The 16746-nt window shown below is 41.2% G+C and carries 19 protein-coding genes, 1 tRNA gene and 3 pseudogenes; 10 read left to right on the top strand and 13 right to left on the bottom strand.

The genetic code is table 11. The features are described 5' to 3' along the window. Window positions 1–56: 56 nt before the first annotated feature. Window positions 57–422 carry a S1 domain-containing post-transcriptional regulator GSP13 gene (gene yugI, locus B9L23_RS16890; RefSeq protein ID WP_089098057.1) on the top strand — a complete coding sequence of 122 codons (366 nt, stop codon included), beginning with the start codon at window positions 57–59 and terminating at the stop codon, window positions 420–422. 37 nt (window positions 423–459) lie between these two features. Here the strand turns inward: yugI and B9L23_RS16885 are convergent, their stop codons facing one another. After that, window positions 460–693 carry a DUF378 domain-containing protein gene (locus B9L23_RS16885; protein ID WP_015864934.1) on the bottom strand — a complete coding sequence of 78 codons (234 nt, stop codon included), beginning with the start codon at window positions 691–693 and terminating at the stop codon, window positions 460–462. A gap of 149 nt (window positions 694–842) precedes the next feature. Between B9L23_RS16885 and B9L23_RS16880 the strand changes: the two genes are divergently transcribed. From B9L23_RS16880 to B9L23_RS16865, 4 genes are all read left to right on the top strand, one after another. Next, a complete protein-coding gene (locus B9L23_RS16880; protein WP_089098056.1) occupies window positions 843–2006 on the top strand; it encodes an iron-containing alcohol dehydrogenase in 1164 nt (387 codons plus the stop codon). 159 nt (window positions 2007–2165) lie between these two features. Continuing rightward, window positions 2166–3515, top strand: a complete 1350-nt coding sequence (locus B9L23_RS16875) for a glucose-6-phosphate isomerase (RefSeq protein WP_081189117.1) — start codon at window positions 2166–2168, stop codon at window positions 3513–3515. A gap of 294 nt (window positions 3516–3809) precedes the next feature. Further along, complete coding sequence (locus tag B9L23_RS16870) at window positions 3810–4088, top strand: hypothetical protein (RefSeq protein WP_223812214.1); 279 nt, start codon at window positions 3810–3812, stop codon at window positions 4086–4088. A gap of 307 nt (window positions 4089–4395) precedes the next feature. Next, the gene (locus tag B9L23_RS16865; protein ID WP_062677756.1) at window positions 4396–4800 is read left to right on the top strand and encodes a YugN-like family protein; all 405 of its coding nucleotides are present in this window, start codon (window positions 4396–4398) and stop codon (window positions 4798–4800) included. Here B9L23_RS16865 and B9L23_RS16860 read toward each other — a convergent pair. Beyond that, window positions 4797–5792 carry a potassium channel family protein gene (locus B9L23_RS16860; RefSeq protein WP_089098055.1) on the bottom strand — a complete coding sequence of 332 codons (996 nt, stop codon included), beginning with the start codon at window positions 5790–5792 and terminating at the stop codon, window positions 4797–4799. The two genes, B9L23_RS16865 and B9L23_RS16860, sit on opposite strands and share 4 nt — an antisense overlap. Before the next feature lie 186 nt (window positions 5793–5978). Between B9L23_RS16860 and B9L23_RS16855 the strand changes: the two genes are divergently transcribed. Both B9L23_RS16855 and B9L23_RS16850 read left to right on the top strand, forming a co-directional pair. Beyond that, window positions 5979–6467 carry a GNAT family N-acetyltransferase gene (locus B9L23_RS16855; protein ID WP_089098054.1) on the top strand — a complete coding sequence of 163 codons (489 nt, stop codon included), beginning with the start codon at window positions 5979–5981 and terminating at the stop codon, window positions 6465–6467. A 58-nt stretch (window positions 6468–6525) separates the two neighbouring features. Continuing rightward, window positions 6526–6786: a hypothetical protein gene (locus B9L23_RS16850; RefSeq protein ID WP_015864926.1), complete on the top strand. Its 261-nt coding sequence runs from the start codon at window positions 6526–6528 to the stop codon at window positions 6784–6786. A 94-nt stretch (window positions 6787–6880) separates the two neighbouring features. On the opposite strand, the gene B9L23_RS16845 is transcribed toward B9L23_RS16850, so the two are convergent. The 7 genes from B9L23_RS16845 to B9L23_RS20625 form a co-directional block, all read right to left on the bottom strand. Then, window positions 6881–7816, bottom strand: coding sequence for a thermonuclease family protein (locus tag B9L23_RS16845; protein ID WP_089098053.1), 936 nt, complete (start codon window positions 7814–7816; stop codon window positions 6881–6883). Between the two features lie 423 nt (window positions 7817–8239). Further along, the gene (locus B9L23_RS21215; protein ID WP_245842480.1) at window positions 8240–8764 is read right to left on the bottom strand and encodes a site-specific integrase; all 525 of its coding nucleotides are present in this window, start codon (window positions 8762–8764) and stop codon (window positions 8240–8242) included. A gap of 29 nt (window positions 8765–8793) precedes the next feature. Next, window positions 8794–9438: a site-specific integrase gene (locus tag B9L23_RS21210; RefSeq protein ID WP_245842440.1), complete on the bottom strand. Its 645-nt coding sequence runs from the start codon at window positions 9436–9438 to the stop codon at window positions 8794–8796. Between the two features lie 30 nt (window positions 9439–9468). Beyond that, window positions 9469–9618 carry an Arm DNA-binding domain-containing protein gene (locus tag B9L23_RS16835; protein ID WP_013400102.1) on the bottom strand — a complete coding sequence of 50 codons (150 nt, stop codon included), beginning with the start codon at window positions 9616–9618 and terminating at the stop codon, window positions 9469–9471. A 233-nt stretch (window positions 9619–9851) separates the two neighbouring features. Beyond that, entirely contained in the window at window positions 9852–9944 is a 93-nt protein-coding gene (locus tag B9L23_RS21580; protein ID WP_342745118.1) for a hypothetical protein, read from the bottom strand. A 590-nt stretch (window positions 9945–10534) separates the two neighbouring features. Continuing rightward, on the bottom strand, window positions 10535–11983 hold the full coding sequence (locus B9L23_RS16825) for an IS66-like element ISBst12 family transposase (RefSeq protein ID WP_055357786.1): 1449 nt from the start codon (window positions 11981–11983) through the stop codon (window positions 10535–10537). A gap of 58 nt (window positions 11984–12041) precedes the next feature. Beyond that, the gene (locus B9L23_RS20625; RefSeq protein ID WP_169712550.1) at window positions 12042–12194 is read right to left on the bottom strand and encodes a hypothetical protein; all 153 of its coding nucleotides are present in this window, start codon (window positions 12192–12194) and stop codon (window positions 12042–12044) included. 86 nt (window positions 12195–12280) lie between these two features. Between B9L23_RS20625 and B9L23_RS20175 the strand changes: the two are divergent. Further along, window positions 12281–12415 (top strand): annotated as a pseudogene (locus B9L23_RS20175) (IS481 family transposase); the annotation flags it as partial. Window positions 12416–12920: 505 nt separating this feature from the next. On the opposite strand, the gene B9L23_RS16815 reads toward B9L23_RS20175, so the two are convergent. Continuing rightward, window positions 12921–13904: a trypsin-like serine peptidase gene (locus tag B9L23_RS16815; protein ID WP_089098052.1), complete on the bottom strand. Its 984-nt coding sequence runs from the start codon at window positions 13902–13904 to the stop codon at window positions 12921–12923. 90 nt (window positions 13905–13994) lie between these two features. Continuing rightward, a complete protein-coding gene (locus B9L23_RS16810; protein WP_089098051.1) occupies window positions 13995–14351 on the bottom strand; it encodes a DUF3221 domain-containing protein in 357 nt (118 codons plus the stop codon). Between the two features lie 733 nt (window positions 14352–15084). Here B9L23_RS16810 and B9L23_RS21570 point away from each other — a divergent pair. Continuing rightward, window positions 15085–15513: pseudogene (locus tag B9L23_RS21570) on the top strand (glycoside hydrolase family 73 protein); the annotation flags it as partial. 74 nt (window positions 15514–15587) lie between these two features. After that, window positions 15588–15728 (top strand): annotated as a pseudogene (locus B9L23_RS16795) (LysM peptidoglycan-binding domain-containing protein); the annotation flags it as partial. Window positions 15729–15857: 129 nt separating this feature from the next. On the opposite strand, the gene B9L23_RS16790 reads toward B9L23_RS16795, so the two are convergent. Then, window positions 15858–15930, bottom strand: a tRNA-Ala gene (locus B9L23_RS16790). 89 nt (window positions 15931–16019) lie between these two features. Next, window positions 16020–16697, bottom strand: coding sequence for an MgtC/SapB family protein (locus tag B9L23_RS16785; RefSeq protein WP_015864924.1), 678 nt, complete (start codon window positions 16695–16697; stop codon window positions 16020–16022). Window positions 16698–16746: the final 49 nt, after the last annotated feature.

Raw genomic sequence — 16746 nt, 5'->3', positions numbered from 1 at the left:
AAATTATGTTATAATATAAAAACACATATTCAATTAGGAAAATAGGAGTGTTTTGTTTGTCTCATATTGAAGTAGGGAGTATCGTGAAAGGAAAGGTTACTGGCATTCAACCGTACGGCGTCTTTGTGGAACTAGACGAAGAGACGCAAGGACTTGTTCACATTTCGGAAATTTCTCATGAGTTTGTCAAAAACATTAAAGATTACGTCAATGTTGGTGATGAAATAATCGTAAAAGTATTGTCCATCGATCCACAAACAAAGCGGGTCAGCCTGTCCATGAGAGCGGTGGAAGAAAGACAAGGAAAAAAGAGAAAACGGCACGTGAAAGTGAAAATGTCGTTAAACCCAGGGTTTAACACATTAAAGGAAAAGCTGCAAGAATGGATCGAACAATCGAAAAAAGAAGACCTATCCAAGTAAAACACCCACCCTTTTACAAGGTGAGTGTTTTACTTTTTTATGTCCGGGAAGTTTTTGGTTCTGTGCGCCCTAGCTCTTCTGCAGGCTTAAAAAGAAGCGCAAGGTTAATGAGTCCGGCAATACCAATGAGTCCATAAATGACGCGTGATAATGCGGAATCTTGCCCGCCGAATATAGCTGCTACTAAATCAAATTGAAAAAAACCGATTAATCCCCAGTTAATAGCGCCGATAATCGTAAGGAATAGTGCAATACGCTGGAGTGCGCTCATCGGTAAATTCCTCCTTAAAATTTTTCAATCGTTCGCTTATAGAATGCATAATACTCACGGAAAATATGCATAGTTTGTGAAAAAAATTAATTACTTTACATCCAAAGGAAGCAGCCTCCATAATAGAAGCAAAGGAGGGATGGATACATATGCAAAATTTTACTTTTCGAAACCCGACGAAGTTGATTTTTGGAAAGGGGCAAATTGAGCAGCTGAAAGAGGAAATACCTCGTTATGGAAAAAAGATACTGCTTGTCTATGGCGGCGGCAGCATTAAACGGAACGGATTGTATGATGAAGTCATTCGTCTATTGAATGAGTTGAACGTGGAAGTAACAGAACTTCCAGGTGTGGAGCCGAATCCGCGCTTGTCAACGGTACGAAAAGGTGTGGAAATTTGTAAAAAAGAAGGAATCGAGTTTTTGCTTGCCGTTGGCGGGGGAAGTGTGATTGACTGTACGAAAGCGATTGCTGCGGGTGCGAAATATGATGGCGATCCGTGGGATTTCATCACAAAGAAAGTAAAGGTTTCAGAAGCGCTTCCGTTTGGAACTGTATTGACGCTTGCGGCAACCGGTTCGGAAATGAATTCTGGTTCGGTGATTACGAACTGGGAGACGAAAGAAAAATATGGTTGGAGCAGCCCGGCAACGTTCCCGCAATTTTCGATTCTTGATCCGACATATACGCTAACCGTTCCAAAGGATCATACGGTTTACGGAATCGTCGATATGATGTCCCATGTGCTGGAACAATATTTCCATCATACAACGAATACTCCGCTTCAAGACCGGATGTGTGAAGCGGTATTGCGCACAGTAATGGAAGCGGCGCCGAAACTAGTCAACGACTTACAAAATTATGAGCTGCGGGAAACGATTTTATACTGCGGCACCATTGCCCTCAATGGCTTTTTACAAATGGGAGTGCGCGGCGACTGGGCGACACATAACATTGAACATGCGGTTTCGGCTGTTTATGATATTCCGCACGCTGGGGGGCTTGCGATTTTATTCCCGAACTGGATGAAACATGTGCTTGATGAAAATGTTAGCCGGTTTGCACAATTAGCCGTTCGCGTTTTTGGTGTAAATCCAGAAGGAAAATCGGAGCGGGACACAGCGTTAGAAGGAATTGAAAAACTGCGCGAATTTTGGTCGAGCATCGGAGCGCCATCACGGCTTGCGGATTACGGAATTGGTAAAGAAAGTTTGGAATTAATTGCCGATAAGGCGATGGCGAATGGTGAGTTTGGAAAGTTCAAAGAATTAAATCGAGACGATGTGCTTGCGATTTTACGTGCATCATTGTAATTGGGAAAAGAGGCAGCAACGGCTGCCTCTTTTATTTTGTTTATGGCCATGAAATGTTCAAAATGAATTCGTTTACACTATAGGGTGTGACTTGATTCCTTCTGATTGTTTCGTTAAAGTGTAAAAAGGGAAAACATTTTTGTTTGGAGGATCGAGCGTATGACACATATTCGTTTCGACTATTCAAAAGCATTATCGTTCTTTGGTGAACATGAGCTTACATATTTGCGCGATGCGGTGAAAGTTGCTCACCATTCCCTTCACGAAAAAACCGGAGTGGGCAATGATTTTTTGGGCTGGCTTGATTTGCCGGTGAATTATGACAAAGAAGAATTTTCCCGCATTCAAAAAGCGGCCGCAAAAATTCAAGCGGATTCTGACGTATTATTAGTCATCGGAATCGGTGGTTCATATTTAGGAGCGCGTGCAGCGATCGAAATGCTTCATCATTCGTTTTATAATGCGCTTCCGAAAGAAAAACGAAATACGCCGCAAATCATTTTCGTCGGCAACAACATTAGTTCGACATACATGAAAGAAGTAATGGACTTACTTGAAGGAAAAGATTTCTCGATTAACGTTATTTCTAAATCGGGAACGACGACAGAACCAGCTATTGCGTTCCGTATTTTCCGTAAGCTTTTGGAAGAAAAATACGGGAAAGAAGAAGCGCGCAAACGGATTTACGCAACAACAGACCGGGCGCGCGGCGCATTAAAAACGCTTGCGACGGCGGAAGGATATGAAACGTTTATCATTCCGGACGATGTCGGCGGCCGTTATTCTGTATTAACTGCGGTAGGGCTTCTTCCGATCGCGGTAAGCGGCGCAAACATCGAAGAAATGATGAAAGGGGCGGCGCAAGCGCGCGAAGACTTTAGCAGCTCAGAACTCGAAGAAAACGCTGCTTATCAATATGCGGCGATTCGGAACATTTTATATAACAAAGGAAAAACGATTGAACTGCTCATTAACTATGAACCTGCGCTGCAATATTTTGCGGAATGGTGGAAACAGCTGTTTGGCGAAAGTGAAGGGAAAGATCAAAAAGGGATTTTCCCTGCATCGGCCAACTTCTCGACTGACCTTCATTCATTAGGGCAATATATCCAAGAAGGACGCCGCGATTTGTTTGAAACGGTATTGAAAGTCGAAAAACCGCGCCATGATTTAGTTATTGAAGCAGAAGAAAACGATTTAGATGGACTGAACTATTTGGCAGGAAAAACGGTTGATTTTGTCAATACGAAGGCGTTTGAAGGAACGCTTCTTGCCCATACGGATGGCGGAGTGCCGAATTTAGTGATTACCCTTCCGGAACTAAATGAATATACGTTTGGCTATCTCGTCTATTTCTTTGAAAAAGCGTGTGCGATGAGCGGTTACTTGTTAGGGGTAAATCCATTTGACCAGCCAGGGGTAGAAGCGTATAAAGTCAACATGTTTGCGCTTTTAGGCAAACCTGGATATGAAGAGAAAAAAGCAGAACTTGAAAAGCGATTAAAATAATAAGAAGGGCTTTCCTTATGGAGAGCCCTTTTTTCATGGCATAAATAATCGTTTTGGAAATATGAAGTTGTAATTCCTCTTTATTCTAGTTTTTTGCGCTTTATTTTGGCAATCGGGAGCAATAATACAAGAAATACACGGTGTCATTAAGTAGTGTTTTCCATACATGAACTTGCTTCTCTAACGCACATTAATAAATGCTCGAAAAGAAAATTTTTTCGAGCGCAAGGGAAATCCGAAAAGAGGAGTGTACAGATCATGAACCGTCTATTTAATTTTGGGAGTAATAGAGGAATGTGGAATCAGTTATTGCGCTTAACAGGACGCCGAAGCAATAACAACGCCATATGGACTATATTGGGGCTGGGAATTGCCGCAGCTGCTTTCAGCATGAGAAGGAGACGCAACGCTTATTATATGACGCCAAATCCGATTCAGCGGGCGATGCGTGGCATAAACAGCTTTATGAATCAAAGAAGAATGCCAAATTTAGCGACTATGGAATTTTCTAAAGAAATAGCGGAAAAGCCAAAAAGCCTTCCAATGAATAGCCACTCCCAACAACAAAAATAACTTGGCGCGGTTCGTCATCCTCCTGATGTTTTATAATACCTCTGATGTGATCTCTTCTGTGCAGACAGCGGCAAAAACAACTGCGCTGTCGAACAGTTTACAGAAATACCATGATATAGCCGCTGATCAACAACAGCCCTTCCCGCAAACGGAAGGGCTGTTGATTTTTTGTTTTTAGCATTTTGCAGATTAGCGGTCGATGACATTGGCAATCGGGAAACATTATTTTCGAAGGGATGAGTAGAATGAAATTTTTTTAAATTATCGCTAAATAGGGAAAAATAGATGAAAAAGGAGGGTGTTTGCGATGATTGAAATTCCTTCACGATTAGAAGGAAAGACGTTTCCGTTATATAAGCTGGAGCAGTTGTTAAAACCGCTTGGTTATACGATTGGTGGAAATTGGGATTATGATCATGGTTCGTTCGATTATAAAATTGACGATGAAGCAGGATATCAATTTTTGCGCGTTCCGTTTGAAGCAATTGACGGGCAGCTCGATTCCCATGGAACAACCGTCAAGCTCGGCAGGCCATTTTTATTGTCCCATAAGTATCAAATAGGGATTGATGACCACGCCGATGGCGGCAATCTTGGCGCAGCTTTTAACCAATTTGCGGAGCCGCAAGATCCTGATGCGACGTTTCCGGAAAAATATATTGACATTGGAAAAGCGCTTGTCAAAGATTTAGAAAGCCAACTGCTTGATTAAGTCATGATCACGAACAAACGGTCTCCCTTTTCGATCAAAAAATGTGGAGAAGGATTTATATATCCTTCTTCTCCCCTCATTATACCGATTAAAATTATTTGTTTGTCTAATAATATTTGGCTGATTTCAAAAAATGTTTTTCCGATGAATAATCCTTCCGCATCGATAAGCTGTAGTTTTCTATTATGAAGTTGATGAAGCAACTCTTCCGTCGCTTTCGATACCCCTGGCGACTGAAGGCTGTTTGCCATCGCAAAGCTTGATAGCAAATTGGTCTGAATGACTTCATCGGCGCCAGCCCGCTTTGCGTTATTCACTTGCTGTTCTGTTAAAATTTCAACGATTGCATATATACAAGGATTAAGTCCTTTGGCCGCCAACAATGTTAAAATCGAATCTTTATCTGCTTCTGCTTCATTTTTATGCTGATCGGCTGTAATTAAAATCATTTGCGCTTCGGCAATGTTCGCTTTATGAAGCACATCATCGTAACTGGCATTTCCTTTAATAAAATGAACATTTTTATAGGAAACCGGAAGTTCCTGTAAAGTCGCATCGATAATCACGCATCGAAGCGATGAGTGATATTTCGTTAATTTTGCTATTACCTCGCGCGCCCGTTCATTCCAACCGACAATGATGATATGCCCTTTCTGCATGTAACGTAGCTGCCCGTTCGATAACATAGACTCTTTTGCCGCAGCGGCTGCGGATAATGTAGCGAAATAAGTGGTGATGACTCCCGTTCCTAACAAAATGAGGGAAATGGCGACGATTTTCCCGGCAAACGTCTTCGGCACCATATCGCCATAACCGATCGTCGCGGTTGTCACAATGGCCCACCATATTCCATCGAATACATTGCGAAATGTAGATGGTTCAACGAAATGAATCAATGTTCCGAAAAAGACGATCATTATACTTCCAACTAACAACAATCGTACCAAAACAGGAAGGCGTAAATACGATATTAGTACATCCCAGTTTTTCATTGTTTTCCTCCAAATATAGATCGTTTTACATAGCTAGTCTTTACCGTTTTGCACATTTTTTTGCATAAAAATTCCTCCCTGTTTCATACTACATCATGATAATTACAACAAGGAGTATGTCATTTTGAACGATAATTATGGTATTCTTTTCTGTAGAGGCATATTATTCCATAAGGTGGAGATACGATGATTCGAAATGCAAACAGAGAAGATTTACCAGCAATCGTTCAGATATACAATGAAACGATTCCGACAAGAATGGTAACAGCAGATCTCGAACCAGTGACTGTTGAGAGCAGGGAAGCATGGTTTTTCGCGCACGATCCGCATACGCGCCCGATCTGGGTTGTGGAGCTGGACGGTCATGTGTGCGCATGGCTTAGTTTTCAGTCATTTTATGGGCGGCCGGCATATCGTCATACAGCGGAAATTAGCATTTATATTTCCGAGGCATATCGGGGAAGAGGAATTGGCACACAGCTTCTTCAAAAAGCGATTGAGGAAGCGCCTAGTTTGGAGATAAAAACCCTTTTAGGGTTTATTTTTGCGCATAATGAGCCAAGCTTGCGGCTTTTTGCCCGCTTTGGCTTTGAAACATGGGGGCATCTCCCGAAGGTTGCGGAGCTAGAAGGGATCGAACGGGATTTGATCATTGTTGGCAAAAGAATTGTATAGAATACGGTGGGATTGGACAATTGTAATAAAGAAATACACCGTAGAAAGAGGGAAATGTATGGATGTGATGCCGGTTCGCTTATTTACGATTCAAGACGGGGAAGGATTTGTCGCTGATGCGTTTCAATGTCCGGTAACAGGCAATTTAATTTATAAGTCATCAGGAACCCCTTCGGTGATTGCTTATAACGACTTGACGGAAGAGCAAATAGAGAGGTTAGAGAAATATGGCTTTAAGCGGCTAAATGGCGCTTCTTTCTCCACAGCGGCTCATTTGTCCGAGCAGTCGGTGATTGAAGAGTTGCTGCCGGAGCAGTAACAGGTCCCGGTAGTCATTATAAAACAAAAGGAGCTAGTTGTTAGCTCCTTTTGTTTTGTTCGTTCGGGCGGGACGCTGCATATAGCCGTATCTATTATTTGCGGGCGAAAGCGTAAATAATGATAATCGCAACTGCGCCAATGATCAAGTAAAGGAATGAATTTGTTTTGTCGGACTCTGCATCGTGCTGTTTTTGCTGATCATCGTGCTGCTCTTCATTTTCTTGTGCCGGTGAGTTTGGTGCGGGTGTTGTTTTTTTGCTTTCCGTTTTTTCTTCCGCTGTTTGCTGCTGACGGGAGGAATCAGGTTTTTGCGCGGATGAACGGCCATACATTCCCGCGCCGTTTCGTTTCGCCTCCGCCATGGCATCGCGGATTCGGCCTTCGTATTTATAATCCCCGTAATCGTAAAAATCTTCGACCAGTCCTGCTTTGGTCACTTCTTCCTGAAGCAATTTGTCTCCTACCCACACCCAAGCGAGCAAGCGATGATACTTATCAAACAGCGTGCTGCCGTCAGTTTCCAATGTGATGTTTCCTTGTTTTAAGAGGGAACAAGTAAATCGGCTTGCTTCCTTTCCATACGGCTCGACTTCGATTGTACTTTCCGGCGTATCGATGAATAGAAAGCGGGTTGTATATTCGCGGCCATTGACGATAAACTTTGCTGTATCTCCATCAATGCACTCTACTAATGTTGCAGGATATTTTTTTCCTAATCGCAATGTGGCCGACGAACTTGATTTCGTTGCAGGGACTCCGCCCAGCGTATGCCCTTCTAGGTCAATTTTATCCACCGTCAGCTGTCGGGTGCACTTGGCATTGCTATTGTATTTTTTGACTAATTGGACAAGCTCTGCTTTATTTTTGGCCTGCATGGCAAGCGCTGTCGGTTCATGCAGCAAGTATACGCAGTCTGAATTGCGGAAATGTCCGCCTAGTTCGTCAAGAGTTCCTGGATGGGCGAAACTGCTGGTTGGAAAAAAGAGAATGAATAAAGCTGCTGCCAGCAAATTTGCTAATTTTCTCATCTGCTTATACCTCCTTCAATATGAGTCAACGCGCAATTTTTATATATGATCGTCCTTTTGTAATGTAAAAAAGAAAGCCCTTGCCATGCAAGGGATCGGCTTGTCGATTTTGTCGACAAGTTGATTCATGATGTTTGCCGGGTGCTTTTTTATTGGCTGTTTTCTAAAAGATTATTGCTAAATAAAAATGACCCCCTATCTAGATAAAAAGGAAAAACCCTTGCCGCGCAAGGGTTTCTCGAATGGAGCATACCGGGTTCGAACCGGTGACCTTCGCGCTGCCAGTCCAACGTGCGCGGTAGGATGCAAAATAGCCGAGTAGGAAAAAACCCGTTGCTACAAGGATTTTACCATATTGATTTCGGATAAAATAGGACGATTTAGGGCAGTTGTTGACGGATTTCGTCAACAATTCGTCAACAATTATTTTATCTGTGATGATGTGTTTGTAAATAAATGATCAAGTTTATTCGCTGCTTCATGGTCTGCTTTTTGGAGTGCATGCCCGTATATGTCCATGGTCACTCGAATATCCGAATGGCCGAGCCGTTCGACAATAATTTTTGAGTGCACTCCTTGATTAATTAATAAAGTGGCCGAAGTATGACGAAGATCGTGAAGACGAATATAGCGGATGCCGGCACGCTTTGTAAAACGCTGCCAACAGGTGGTAGGAGTGGTCGGATAAAAGTGACGACCATCGATATTGCAAAATAAGTACTCTTTTTCTTCCTTCCATAAGTCTCCTGCCTGCAGTTTTTGTTTTAGCCAGTGCCGGCGGTATAATTTTAATTCAGCGATGACGGAGTTTGGTAGGGAAACGAGCCGATTAGACTTTTTCGTTTTAGGACTCTTTTCCACAGAACCTTTTCGTCCTTTAACAATTGCTTTGTTAATGCGAATCACGCCATTTTCCAAGTCAACATTCGACCATTCCAGGCCTAACAGTTCCCCTCTCCGTAATCCTGCAGCGATGGCTAAGGTCGTAAAAACCCTCCAATGAAAAGTTCGTTTTGCACCGCCCGAAACAGAGCTTCAACTTCTTTTTCGTCGTATACTTGAACTTCTTTAACAGCTTCTTTCTTGCTTTTCGGCTTTTTGACTGCGCTGGCCGGATTGAATTTAATGATTCGCCATTCGACAGCTCGTTGAAGAATATTTCTAATGGTTAGATAGGCATTTTCGATTGTTCTTGTTGCAAGTGGCTTCTTTTTGCCGTCTGCTCTTTTGATCTGGCCTAAAAAGTTTACAATATGAACTGGCTTAATCTGATCGATTCGCATATGTCCGAGAGCGGGGAGGATGTGGTTTTTGATATGAGATAAATAATTATTCAAGGTTGTTTCCGATAGTTCTTTTACTGCATATTTGGTTTCCCACTCTTTAATAAAATCGGCCAATTTCATTTTTTCGGGTGCGATGTATTCGCCAGCTTCGACCTCCATTTTGAATTTAAGCAACTGCTCATTCAAATAATCGCGGAGTTTTTTAGTTGTCTTAAGCAAAGCCTCATCCTCGATGCGAATCGTTTTGGTACGTCGAAGCCGTTTTCCCTTAGCATCATAGCCAGCTTCCACTACCAACAAGAATGAACTCTTCCCACGCCGTTGAATGCTCGCCACATTCATCACCTTTTTCTAAAGGGTTAGTTGTTAGTTTTCAGCGATCAGATTTTCGTAAAAATAAAAACTTTCAAAGCCGCGTCGTGTGATTTGTTTTCGTTTCCCTGTTCCGATATCTATCGTAAAAGACCATGTATATCCTTTTTTGTTTTTCGCTTTTACTTTTCGGAAATAGGCCATCGCCATCCTCTTTTTTACACACAGTCATTCAATACTATTATCTTAAGGGGATTTTCTGAGAATGTTTGGTACAATTTTTGACATTCTACCTTTGGAATGTGCTAATTTTAGTTTCATTACTCGATTGTTTGACTAATATACGGTGTCTAATCTGTGTTAAGCGTTCTTCACATAACTCTGGTGTCACTTTAAACATATTGGACATATGCTCGACTATGTATGGTTCGTGCCAGTTAAATAAATCTTAACATATGAAAAGGGATAGCGGCGTATTTAGTAAAATGATTTGCATCCCGTTCTTGCAGCTCTCGAAAAGCCTCAGGCATCATACTCTGTATACCAACGTGCCTCAATATGTGACACAACTCATGAAAGAAGGCTTCTTGTTTTTCTTATTTAGATAGCCGAGAGTCGACAACAATGCAACGAAAGCGACCCACAACTTGATGTGTTGATGGAAAAGGCTTTTCACGCAGAAAAATGTTCATCTTCCGAGCGATAAATGATGGATCGATTTGATAAGGATAAAAGATGTTTAGTCGTGTATAAAAATTGGTCACCTAGTCCTCAAGTGAGGTGGTGTAGTAGTACTGCAAGTCCATATAATCCCCTCCCTAGACAGCATTATACAAACATATGTTCTATTTTACAAGAAAAAGAAAAATTCTCTAGATTTAGGGTGGATTACTATGACTTGAAGTAATGTTATGTTTTTACTGTAGATGAGCATTTTTCATTACAATAATTTCCATGGTTAGAGAGACAAACAGGGTACCCCTTACGCGATACGGAGCTGTTTTTTGATCACATCAATGGGAATATCTTGCTTTGCAGCGTCATAAAGTAACTATTCACCCCAGTGCTAGTGTATAAAAAAGCCCAGCACAAATAGGGCATTTCGGTCATAGAAAATGCCCTAGGTAGCGGAAAGAACTCGATCGATCGTTTCGCCTGCCAACAGAAGACATAACGAATCCCACACGTTTTTTTCGTGTTTCGTCAGTGTGGAAACGATGCTTCTTGCGATGCAAAACGACTGCGCGAATGTTTCTTCGCGAAACGTACCCGAAATGTTCTCTTTGACTTTGACCATGCGAAGATCGCGTTCGGCTTGGTTGTTATCAAAGGGAACATGTACTTCACGTAAGAAACGCAGCGCTTCTTCCTTTCGTTTTTGAAGGCGTCGAACAAAAGCGAGTGCTTTTTTCGGAAGAGGCGTCATCGTTTCTAATCGGTGTTGTGCTCTTTCTAGGATGCGATCATACACTCGTTCCCACCGTCTCGCTTCTTCTTCGGAAAGTGCACCGTGATGGGCTTCGACGGCTTGCTTGGCGGCTAACAGAAACGTGGTCATGCGCATCGCCCACGTATGCCCTTGTTCGATGAATCCTTTTAACTCACGCAAATGATGGGCGTGACAAAGGGCATGGGTGGCATGTGTGTATTTCGGATATGTACCGAACGCATCGTGCATCATCGTCCCTTCATATCGGGGAAGAATCCCGATATCATCGGTCGCTTTTTTTCCACGAGAAGCGTGAGGAGCCAAGTATGTATATCTCGATGTACACGCGACATGCACCCATGCGAGTTTCCCATTGATGCGCAAACTCGTTTCATCGACATGCAGGATGTTGGATTCAAGTAAGGCGTCTTCGATGATGTCCATATTTGATTCCAGCGCTTCGCGTCCTCGTTTCACCATATTGGCAAGGGTTCCTGTACTAATCGAGTGTTGATATAACGCTTCGATTGTATCACTTAAACGCTTGTACGGGATCAATTGGATATGATGTAAATAAACAACGAGCGCCGTGAGCCGTGGACCGTATTGCACATGATTCGTGACATGGGATGGGAATTCGGCTTGTTGCACGCATCGACAATGTGGACACGATTTCACTTCACGTTCATGTTGTGTCACCTCGATCGCCACAGGAGGGACATCAAACACTTGACGGATATCGACTTTGAACGGTTTGACTTCACGCAAAGAAGCTCCACATCCTTGACACGTATGCACACGGTGGACGACACGATGATGTGGATGTTCCACTTGACGGAGCGTCTTCCCCTCATGTCCCTCTTGCCCACCAGGCTTTTTGCCAGACGGCTCGCGGGAGGAACGCTTTTTCTCAAAACGGTCAGAAGATGGGGGCAAATGGCTATTGGAGCTGTTTTTTTTCGTGCGTGCTTCCAGCTCTTGAACACGGTACTTCAGTTGTTCATTTTCTTTGCGTAGTTGTTTGTTTTCGTGACGCAAATGTTCATTTTCTTGAATGAGTTGATGAATGAGCTGTTTTTGTTGTTGAACTTTGCCGATTAAGCCCTCAACTGTAAATACAGCTTGTTGTACCGTCAACATGCGATTCACCTCCTTGTCTATCAATATTCACATCATAGACAAGGAAAGAAGAAAATATTCAGCTCACTTTATGATGTGGCTGAATAGTTACTTCCGCTGTTAATGAACGCTGCCGCTGAATGAATCCGACTTTCCGTGCCAGACGGGTCAGTTCTTCAGAGGAGAAGAGTTGACGAATCGTTTTTATCCATGCCTTCATCTTTTTTGCCATCAAAAAACAATCCTTTCCAACGATGATTTTCGTTAGAAAGGATACCATGTTTTTGGCGCTGAAAAAAGATCAAATTCTTAACTTGATGGCTATGGGACTTATCCCATGGACCAACGATTCGAGTCAATGGGAAAGCCCAGAAAACGTTTTTGATCGCCTATATCGATGACTGCTCGCGGTTTGTGCCGTACGCGCAGTTTTTCCCTTCGGAGAAGTTTGAGCCATCACCCGTTGGCGAAGAAGGGTGTTTTTGATTTTCCGTTCCTGTTTGCGAAGTGTCCGAGGTGTCCATCCGTGATCGTTGGTGATTTTGAGACGTTTCATGCAGAATTCCGCTCCTTTTCCATACTTTTCCTTAGGAGCAGTATAACCGGAGTGGGAACCACTTATACGAAGGTTAACTTTTCAATGAGCATATATATAGAGAGTTTGCTTTTTTCTTATAAATCTGATCCCATTCTTCTGGCGTTGGATACCTAGCGTAATCATATATATTCATCGAAAATATCCCCCTTTATATTTTTAAACTAAAAGATTCGACAAAAGGAGGAATTTTCCTACATAATTCGTTCGCCAAATCTCGACACTATTTCCTCCTAATTGCTCCCCTATATTTAAACGAACATTTTTCAAACACTTATCCACAAATCGAGAATTTTTAATTTCCTAAACAAAAAAACTCCCCGATAGGGAGTATGTAATTGGGAGTGTATAAATAAAGCTGTTTTATTGAGCTGCTTTGATGAAATCGTAAACCGGTTTAATCATTTTCGGTCCACCATTAAATGTTTGTCCATCACTAAAGACATATCCACCTCTGTGAACACCCACAATTTCATTTGAACTATTTAACATAGCAGCTCCAGACTGGCCATTATAAGTATCTAACTTATAAAAGGCTAAATTAGTATCTTCTCTTTCTACAGATCCAGACATCCCCCATTGAGAGAATGTTCCTGTAGCATTAATCTTGTCTGCAGGATAACCATATATTTTAATAGTTTGGTTTACGATATTGGTCACTTGTCTTATTGGAAGATATCCTGCAACATCACCAGCATTTTTTCCTAGATATGGAGCTAATTTAAGTACAGCGAAATCTTGCGATGAATCACCCGTATTAATCCAGTGGCTTGTTACGAAGTAATCGACAACTTCATAGGCACCGTAACTATAATGATTGTTATTTAATCCTGGAATTACATATGCACTTCTAATTCCTTGCTTCGTATAAGGATCAATCACACAATGAGCATTTGTCAAAACAGTATCTTTTCCAATCAATGTTCCTGTACACCAACCCCAGAAATTGTCCCACTCTAATTCAATGTAAGAAATTTGTTTAAAAGGACTAGCAGAAGTATCTTCTACAACTCTACGACCATCGTCACCAATTACAACGTAAGGAAAAATTAATTTTTCTATTGCTTCACTAGTAGTAGAAGGATTTAAACTCTTATATGGTTTGTATTTCTTATAATCTGGTAGTTGTCTCATTGGAAGAATTTCACCGGTTCCATTATAGTTTTCCTTCTTTTCTCTAGTAGAAGAAGTATTTAATTTTTTAATATAATCTGCATACTTGATGACTTCACCTTTTGAATTTACCATATCATACGGATGGTAATCTTCGATTTCATTAGCAAAAGAAGTCAAAGGAATCAATAATAAACACAACAAAAATAGAATACTAGCGAAAAAATTTTTCATAATTTCCCTCCTTTTGTATTCTTATACAATTTAATTTTAACAATTTACCTAAATATGTGAATACATTTTTGGGGAAAATGAGTAATTTTTTCATATTTTTTCAATTTTCAACACCTTTATTTTGGCTGGTACTGATTCCAGAATTTCCAAATACCAAATTTTCACTTTATCTCCATTATGAATGTCTTTAAGGCTAGAACTATTACTTATATTTAATTTTGCGACGAATTTATATTTGCTTATAATTTCTTGAATTGAAAGATTTTCAGCATCATCTTTATTGAAATCTGTATCTTCGACAAGGTATACAGCATCATTCTGGAAAACTATAAAACCTTCCATGGTAGTAGCTCCTTCATTAACTTGAGTTTGTTGACTCCAATCCCCTAAAAACCATAACCCAGCCAAAACTAGTATTAAGACGGAAATGTTTATTGTCCTTTTCATTATTTCTCCCTTCAATTTTGTTTATTGTTTATCTGATTTTATTTTTTAATTTAATTGATTTACTTTTCAATCAAATTTATAATTGCTCCTTTTAAAAAAGTCGAGACTAGTAATGAAAAAAATTATAAAAATAATAAACTCCATAAATTTTTAGGCTCTTCACCACAAAATGTACTTGACAATCAGGTTATTTTCTGATCAAGGGTACAAAAAATGCGAAATTTCCTGTATGGTAAAGGTGACCAAACCATCAACCATGGAGGAAATTTCGCATGCAATCTCAGTTTATCAAAGATTTGATCACTTTACCAGGCTTTAGGACATCTTTGGCCTCGAAACGGCTGCTTGATGCCTATAGTCTCGATTCTCTAGACAACAAGGATGACACGGAGAAGCTGGCGCGATATCATCCATTCGACCTTGAGTCCCTAAAGGAGCTTAGCCGGCCTCTGCCTGATGACTAGACCGAACGAAGGAATGTAGGCGCAAGGATGCCAAGAGACATGGGAGGGTTCGTCATCATCAGCGATGCAGAGATCCACGGTGCATCCCATACGCTTCCCCCACTACAACCAAATTTAACCAGTAGTGGCCGCGAAGCGTACCCCGTCAATGTAAGATATACACATATTTAAGAAATAATGTTAGAAACTTTGTCGAAAAATATTTTTTTGACACCCCTGAGACGGCTACAACCGTTGATATATCAACATTTATAGAGGGAGGAAACACGATGAGCAATTTCATTCAAGAAATCGCACCTTTTGCACAGCGGATTCAAGAAAAGTACAATATTTTAGCTTCTCTTGTGATTGCTCAAGCTTGCCTTGAATCGAATTTTGGAAAGAGTGGATTATCCCAAAAAAGGAAAAAATCTTTTTGGGATTAAGGAAGCTGCAACGGCCAATCGGTGACGATGAAAACCACAGAATATAGAGGGGGCAAAGCATATCAAACAGACGCAGCATTCCGGAAGTATCCTTCGTGGTTCGAGAGCCTTGATGATTTAGCAAAGTTGTACGTGAATGGCGTCAGCTGGGATCGCAATAAATATAAACCGATCATCGGCGAAACTAACTATGTGATAGCTTGCAAAAAGGTCCAGGAGTGCGGTTATGCAACCGACCTAAACTATGCGTCAAAGTTGATTAGTATTATCGAAAAGTACGATCTTACGAAGTACGATAAAGTCGGAAATAAGAAACCGGTGAAATCTACAGTTGCAGTCAAAAAAGAAAACCTCAAATTTATATCGTGCAGAAAGGCGATACGCTCACTGCGATTGCGAAACGATACAATACATCAGTGCAAAACTTAGTGAAGCTGAATAACATTAAAAATCCCGACTTGATTCTTGTCGGACAAAAATTGCGTGTAAAATAGAATCCCAGCCTTCTGGCAGGGCTTAAATGAATTCGTCAACAATTCGTCAACAACCGCCTCAAAACGAACGATGCCTATCCAGATAAAAAAGAAAAAACCCTTGCCGCGCAAGGGTTTCTCGAATGGAGCATACCGGGTTCGAACCGGTGACCTTCGCGCTGCCAGCACGACGCTCTCCCAACTGAGCTAATGCCCCATTTTCACGGAATATTATTGTCCGTTTTTATTATATATACGCCTTTTTTGAAATGCAATACAATTTTATCTAATTTTTGTTTAGAAGGATTAGGCGCTTTCTATATCGATATGGACGATCGAATCAATGGTGCGAATGGCATAGTAGACGTCGGCAGCGGCGCGTTTTTGGTCAACAGATGCTTTTAGTTTAATTAAATGATGGTTGTCGTCTAAGTCTTTAATACGCATTGTCTTAATATCGATATTTTGCAATTTGAGTTTGTGAATTACGTCGGCAATATTTTTTGCATCCGCAACGGTGATTTGTAGAAGAATTTCTTTTTCTCGCAATTGTTTTGGTCCAAAAAAACTGATTATAACAGGAATTAGCTCAACACTCACAATTAATAGCGCAACGCCAAATGCAGATTCTAAATAGAATCCGGCACCGACTGCGATTCCGATGCCAGCCGCTCCCCAAATGATCGCAGCGGTTGTCAGCCCAGAAATACTATCGTTGCCGCGCCGTAAAATGACTCCTGCCCCGAGAAATCCGACTCCTGAGACAATTTGAGCGGCAAGGCGGAGTGGATCCATCGTAATATGATTTTTTAGAGGAAATACATAAGCAGATTCAATCGATACAATGGTTAATAAGCAGCTGGAAATAGAAATTACTAAACATGTCTTTAGACCAACGGGTTTGCGTTTTAATTCTCTCTCTAATCCGATAATCATTCCTAATATAGCTGATATTCCTAGTTTGATAAAAGGATCGAAGTTCATATATGATCACCTCTTCTGTTTGTATGATGGTATAATCATGATAAAACGT

It is taken from the genome of Parageobacillus galactosidasius (assembly GCF_002217735.1).
Lineage (GTDB): Bacteria > Bacillota > Bacilli > Bacillales > Anoxybacillaceae > Parageobacillus_B > Parageobacillus_B toebii.
Note: the sequence above shows the minus strand (reverse complement) of the source record. Positions and strands in the feature narration are given on the sequence as shown.

What these genes read in the sequence shown, in the direction of transcription:
- B9L23_RS16835 (WP_013400102.1), bottom strand. Translation starts at nt 9,618, where the DNA reads ATGGCCTATTTCCGAAAAGTAAAAGCGAAAAACAAAAAAGGATATACA.
- B9L23_RS16885 (WP_015864934.1), bottom strand. Translation starts at nt 693, where the DNA reads ATGAGCGCACTCCAGCGTATTGCACTATTCCTTACGATTATCGGCGCT.
- B9L23_RS16815 (WP_089098052.1), bottom strand. Translation starts at nt 13,904, where the DNA reads ATGAAAAATTTTTTCGCTAGTATTCTATTTTTGTTGTGTTTATTATTG.
- B9L23_RS16845 (WP_089098053.1), bottom strand. Translation starts at nt 7,816, where the DNA reads ATGAGAAAATTAGCAAATTTGCTGGCAGCAGCTTTATTCATTCTCTTT.
- B9L23_RS16875 (WP_081189117.1), top strand. Translation starts at nt 2,166, where the DNA reads ATGACACATATTCGTTTCGACTATTCAAAAGCATTATCGTTCTTTGGT.
- B9L23_RS16785 (WP_015864924.1), bottom strand. Translation starts at nt 16,697, where the DNA reads ATGAACTTCGATCCTTTTATCAAACTAGGAATATCAGCTATATTAGGA.
- B9L23_RS16855 (WP_089098054.1), top strand. Translation starts at nt 5,979, where the DNA reads ATGATTCGAAATGCAAACAGAGAAGATTTACCAGCAATCGTTCAGATA.
- B9L23_RS16865 (WP_062677756.1), top strand. Translation starts at nt 4,396, where the DNA reads ATGATTGAAATTCCTTCACGATTAGAAGGAAAGACGTTTCCGTTATAT.
- B9L23_RS21580 (WP_342745118.1), bottom strand. Translation starts at nt 9,944, where the DNA reads ATGCCTGAGGCTTTTCGAGAGCTGCAAGAACGGGATGCAAATCATTTT.
- B9L23_RS16810 (WP_089098051.1), bottom strand. Translation starts at nt 14,351, where the DNA reads ATGAAAAGGACAATAAACATTTCCGTCTTAATACTAGTTTTGGCTGGG.
- B9L23_RS20625 (WP_169712550.1), bottom strand. Translation starts at nt 12,194, where the DNA reads ATGGCAAAAAAGATGAAGGCATGGATAAAAACGATTCGTCAACTCTTC.
- B9L23_RS16860 (WP_089098055.1), bottom strand. Translation starts at nt 5,792, where the DNA reads ATGAAAAACTGGGATGTACTAATATCGTATTTACGCCTTCCTGTTTTG.
- B9L23_RS16825 (WP_055357786.1), bottom strand. Translation starts at nt 11,983, where the DNA reads ATGTTGACGGTACAACAAGCTGTATTTACAGTTGAGGGCTTAATCGGC.
- B9L23_RS16880 (WP_089098056.1), top strand. Translation starts at nt 843, where the DNA reads ATGCAAAATTTTACTTTTCGAAACCCGACGAAGTTGATTTTTGGAAAG.
- B9L23_RS16850 (WP_015864926.1), top strand. Translation starts at nt 6,526, where the DNA reads ATGGATGTGATGCCGGTTCGCTTATTTACGATTCAAGACGGGGAAGGA.
- B9L23_RS16870 (WP_223812214.1), top strand. Translation starts at nt 3,810, where the DNA reads ATGTGGAATCAGTTATTGCGCTTAACAGGACGCCGAAGCAATAACAAC.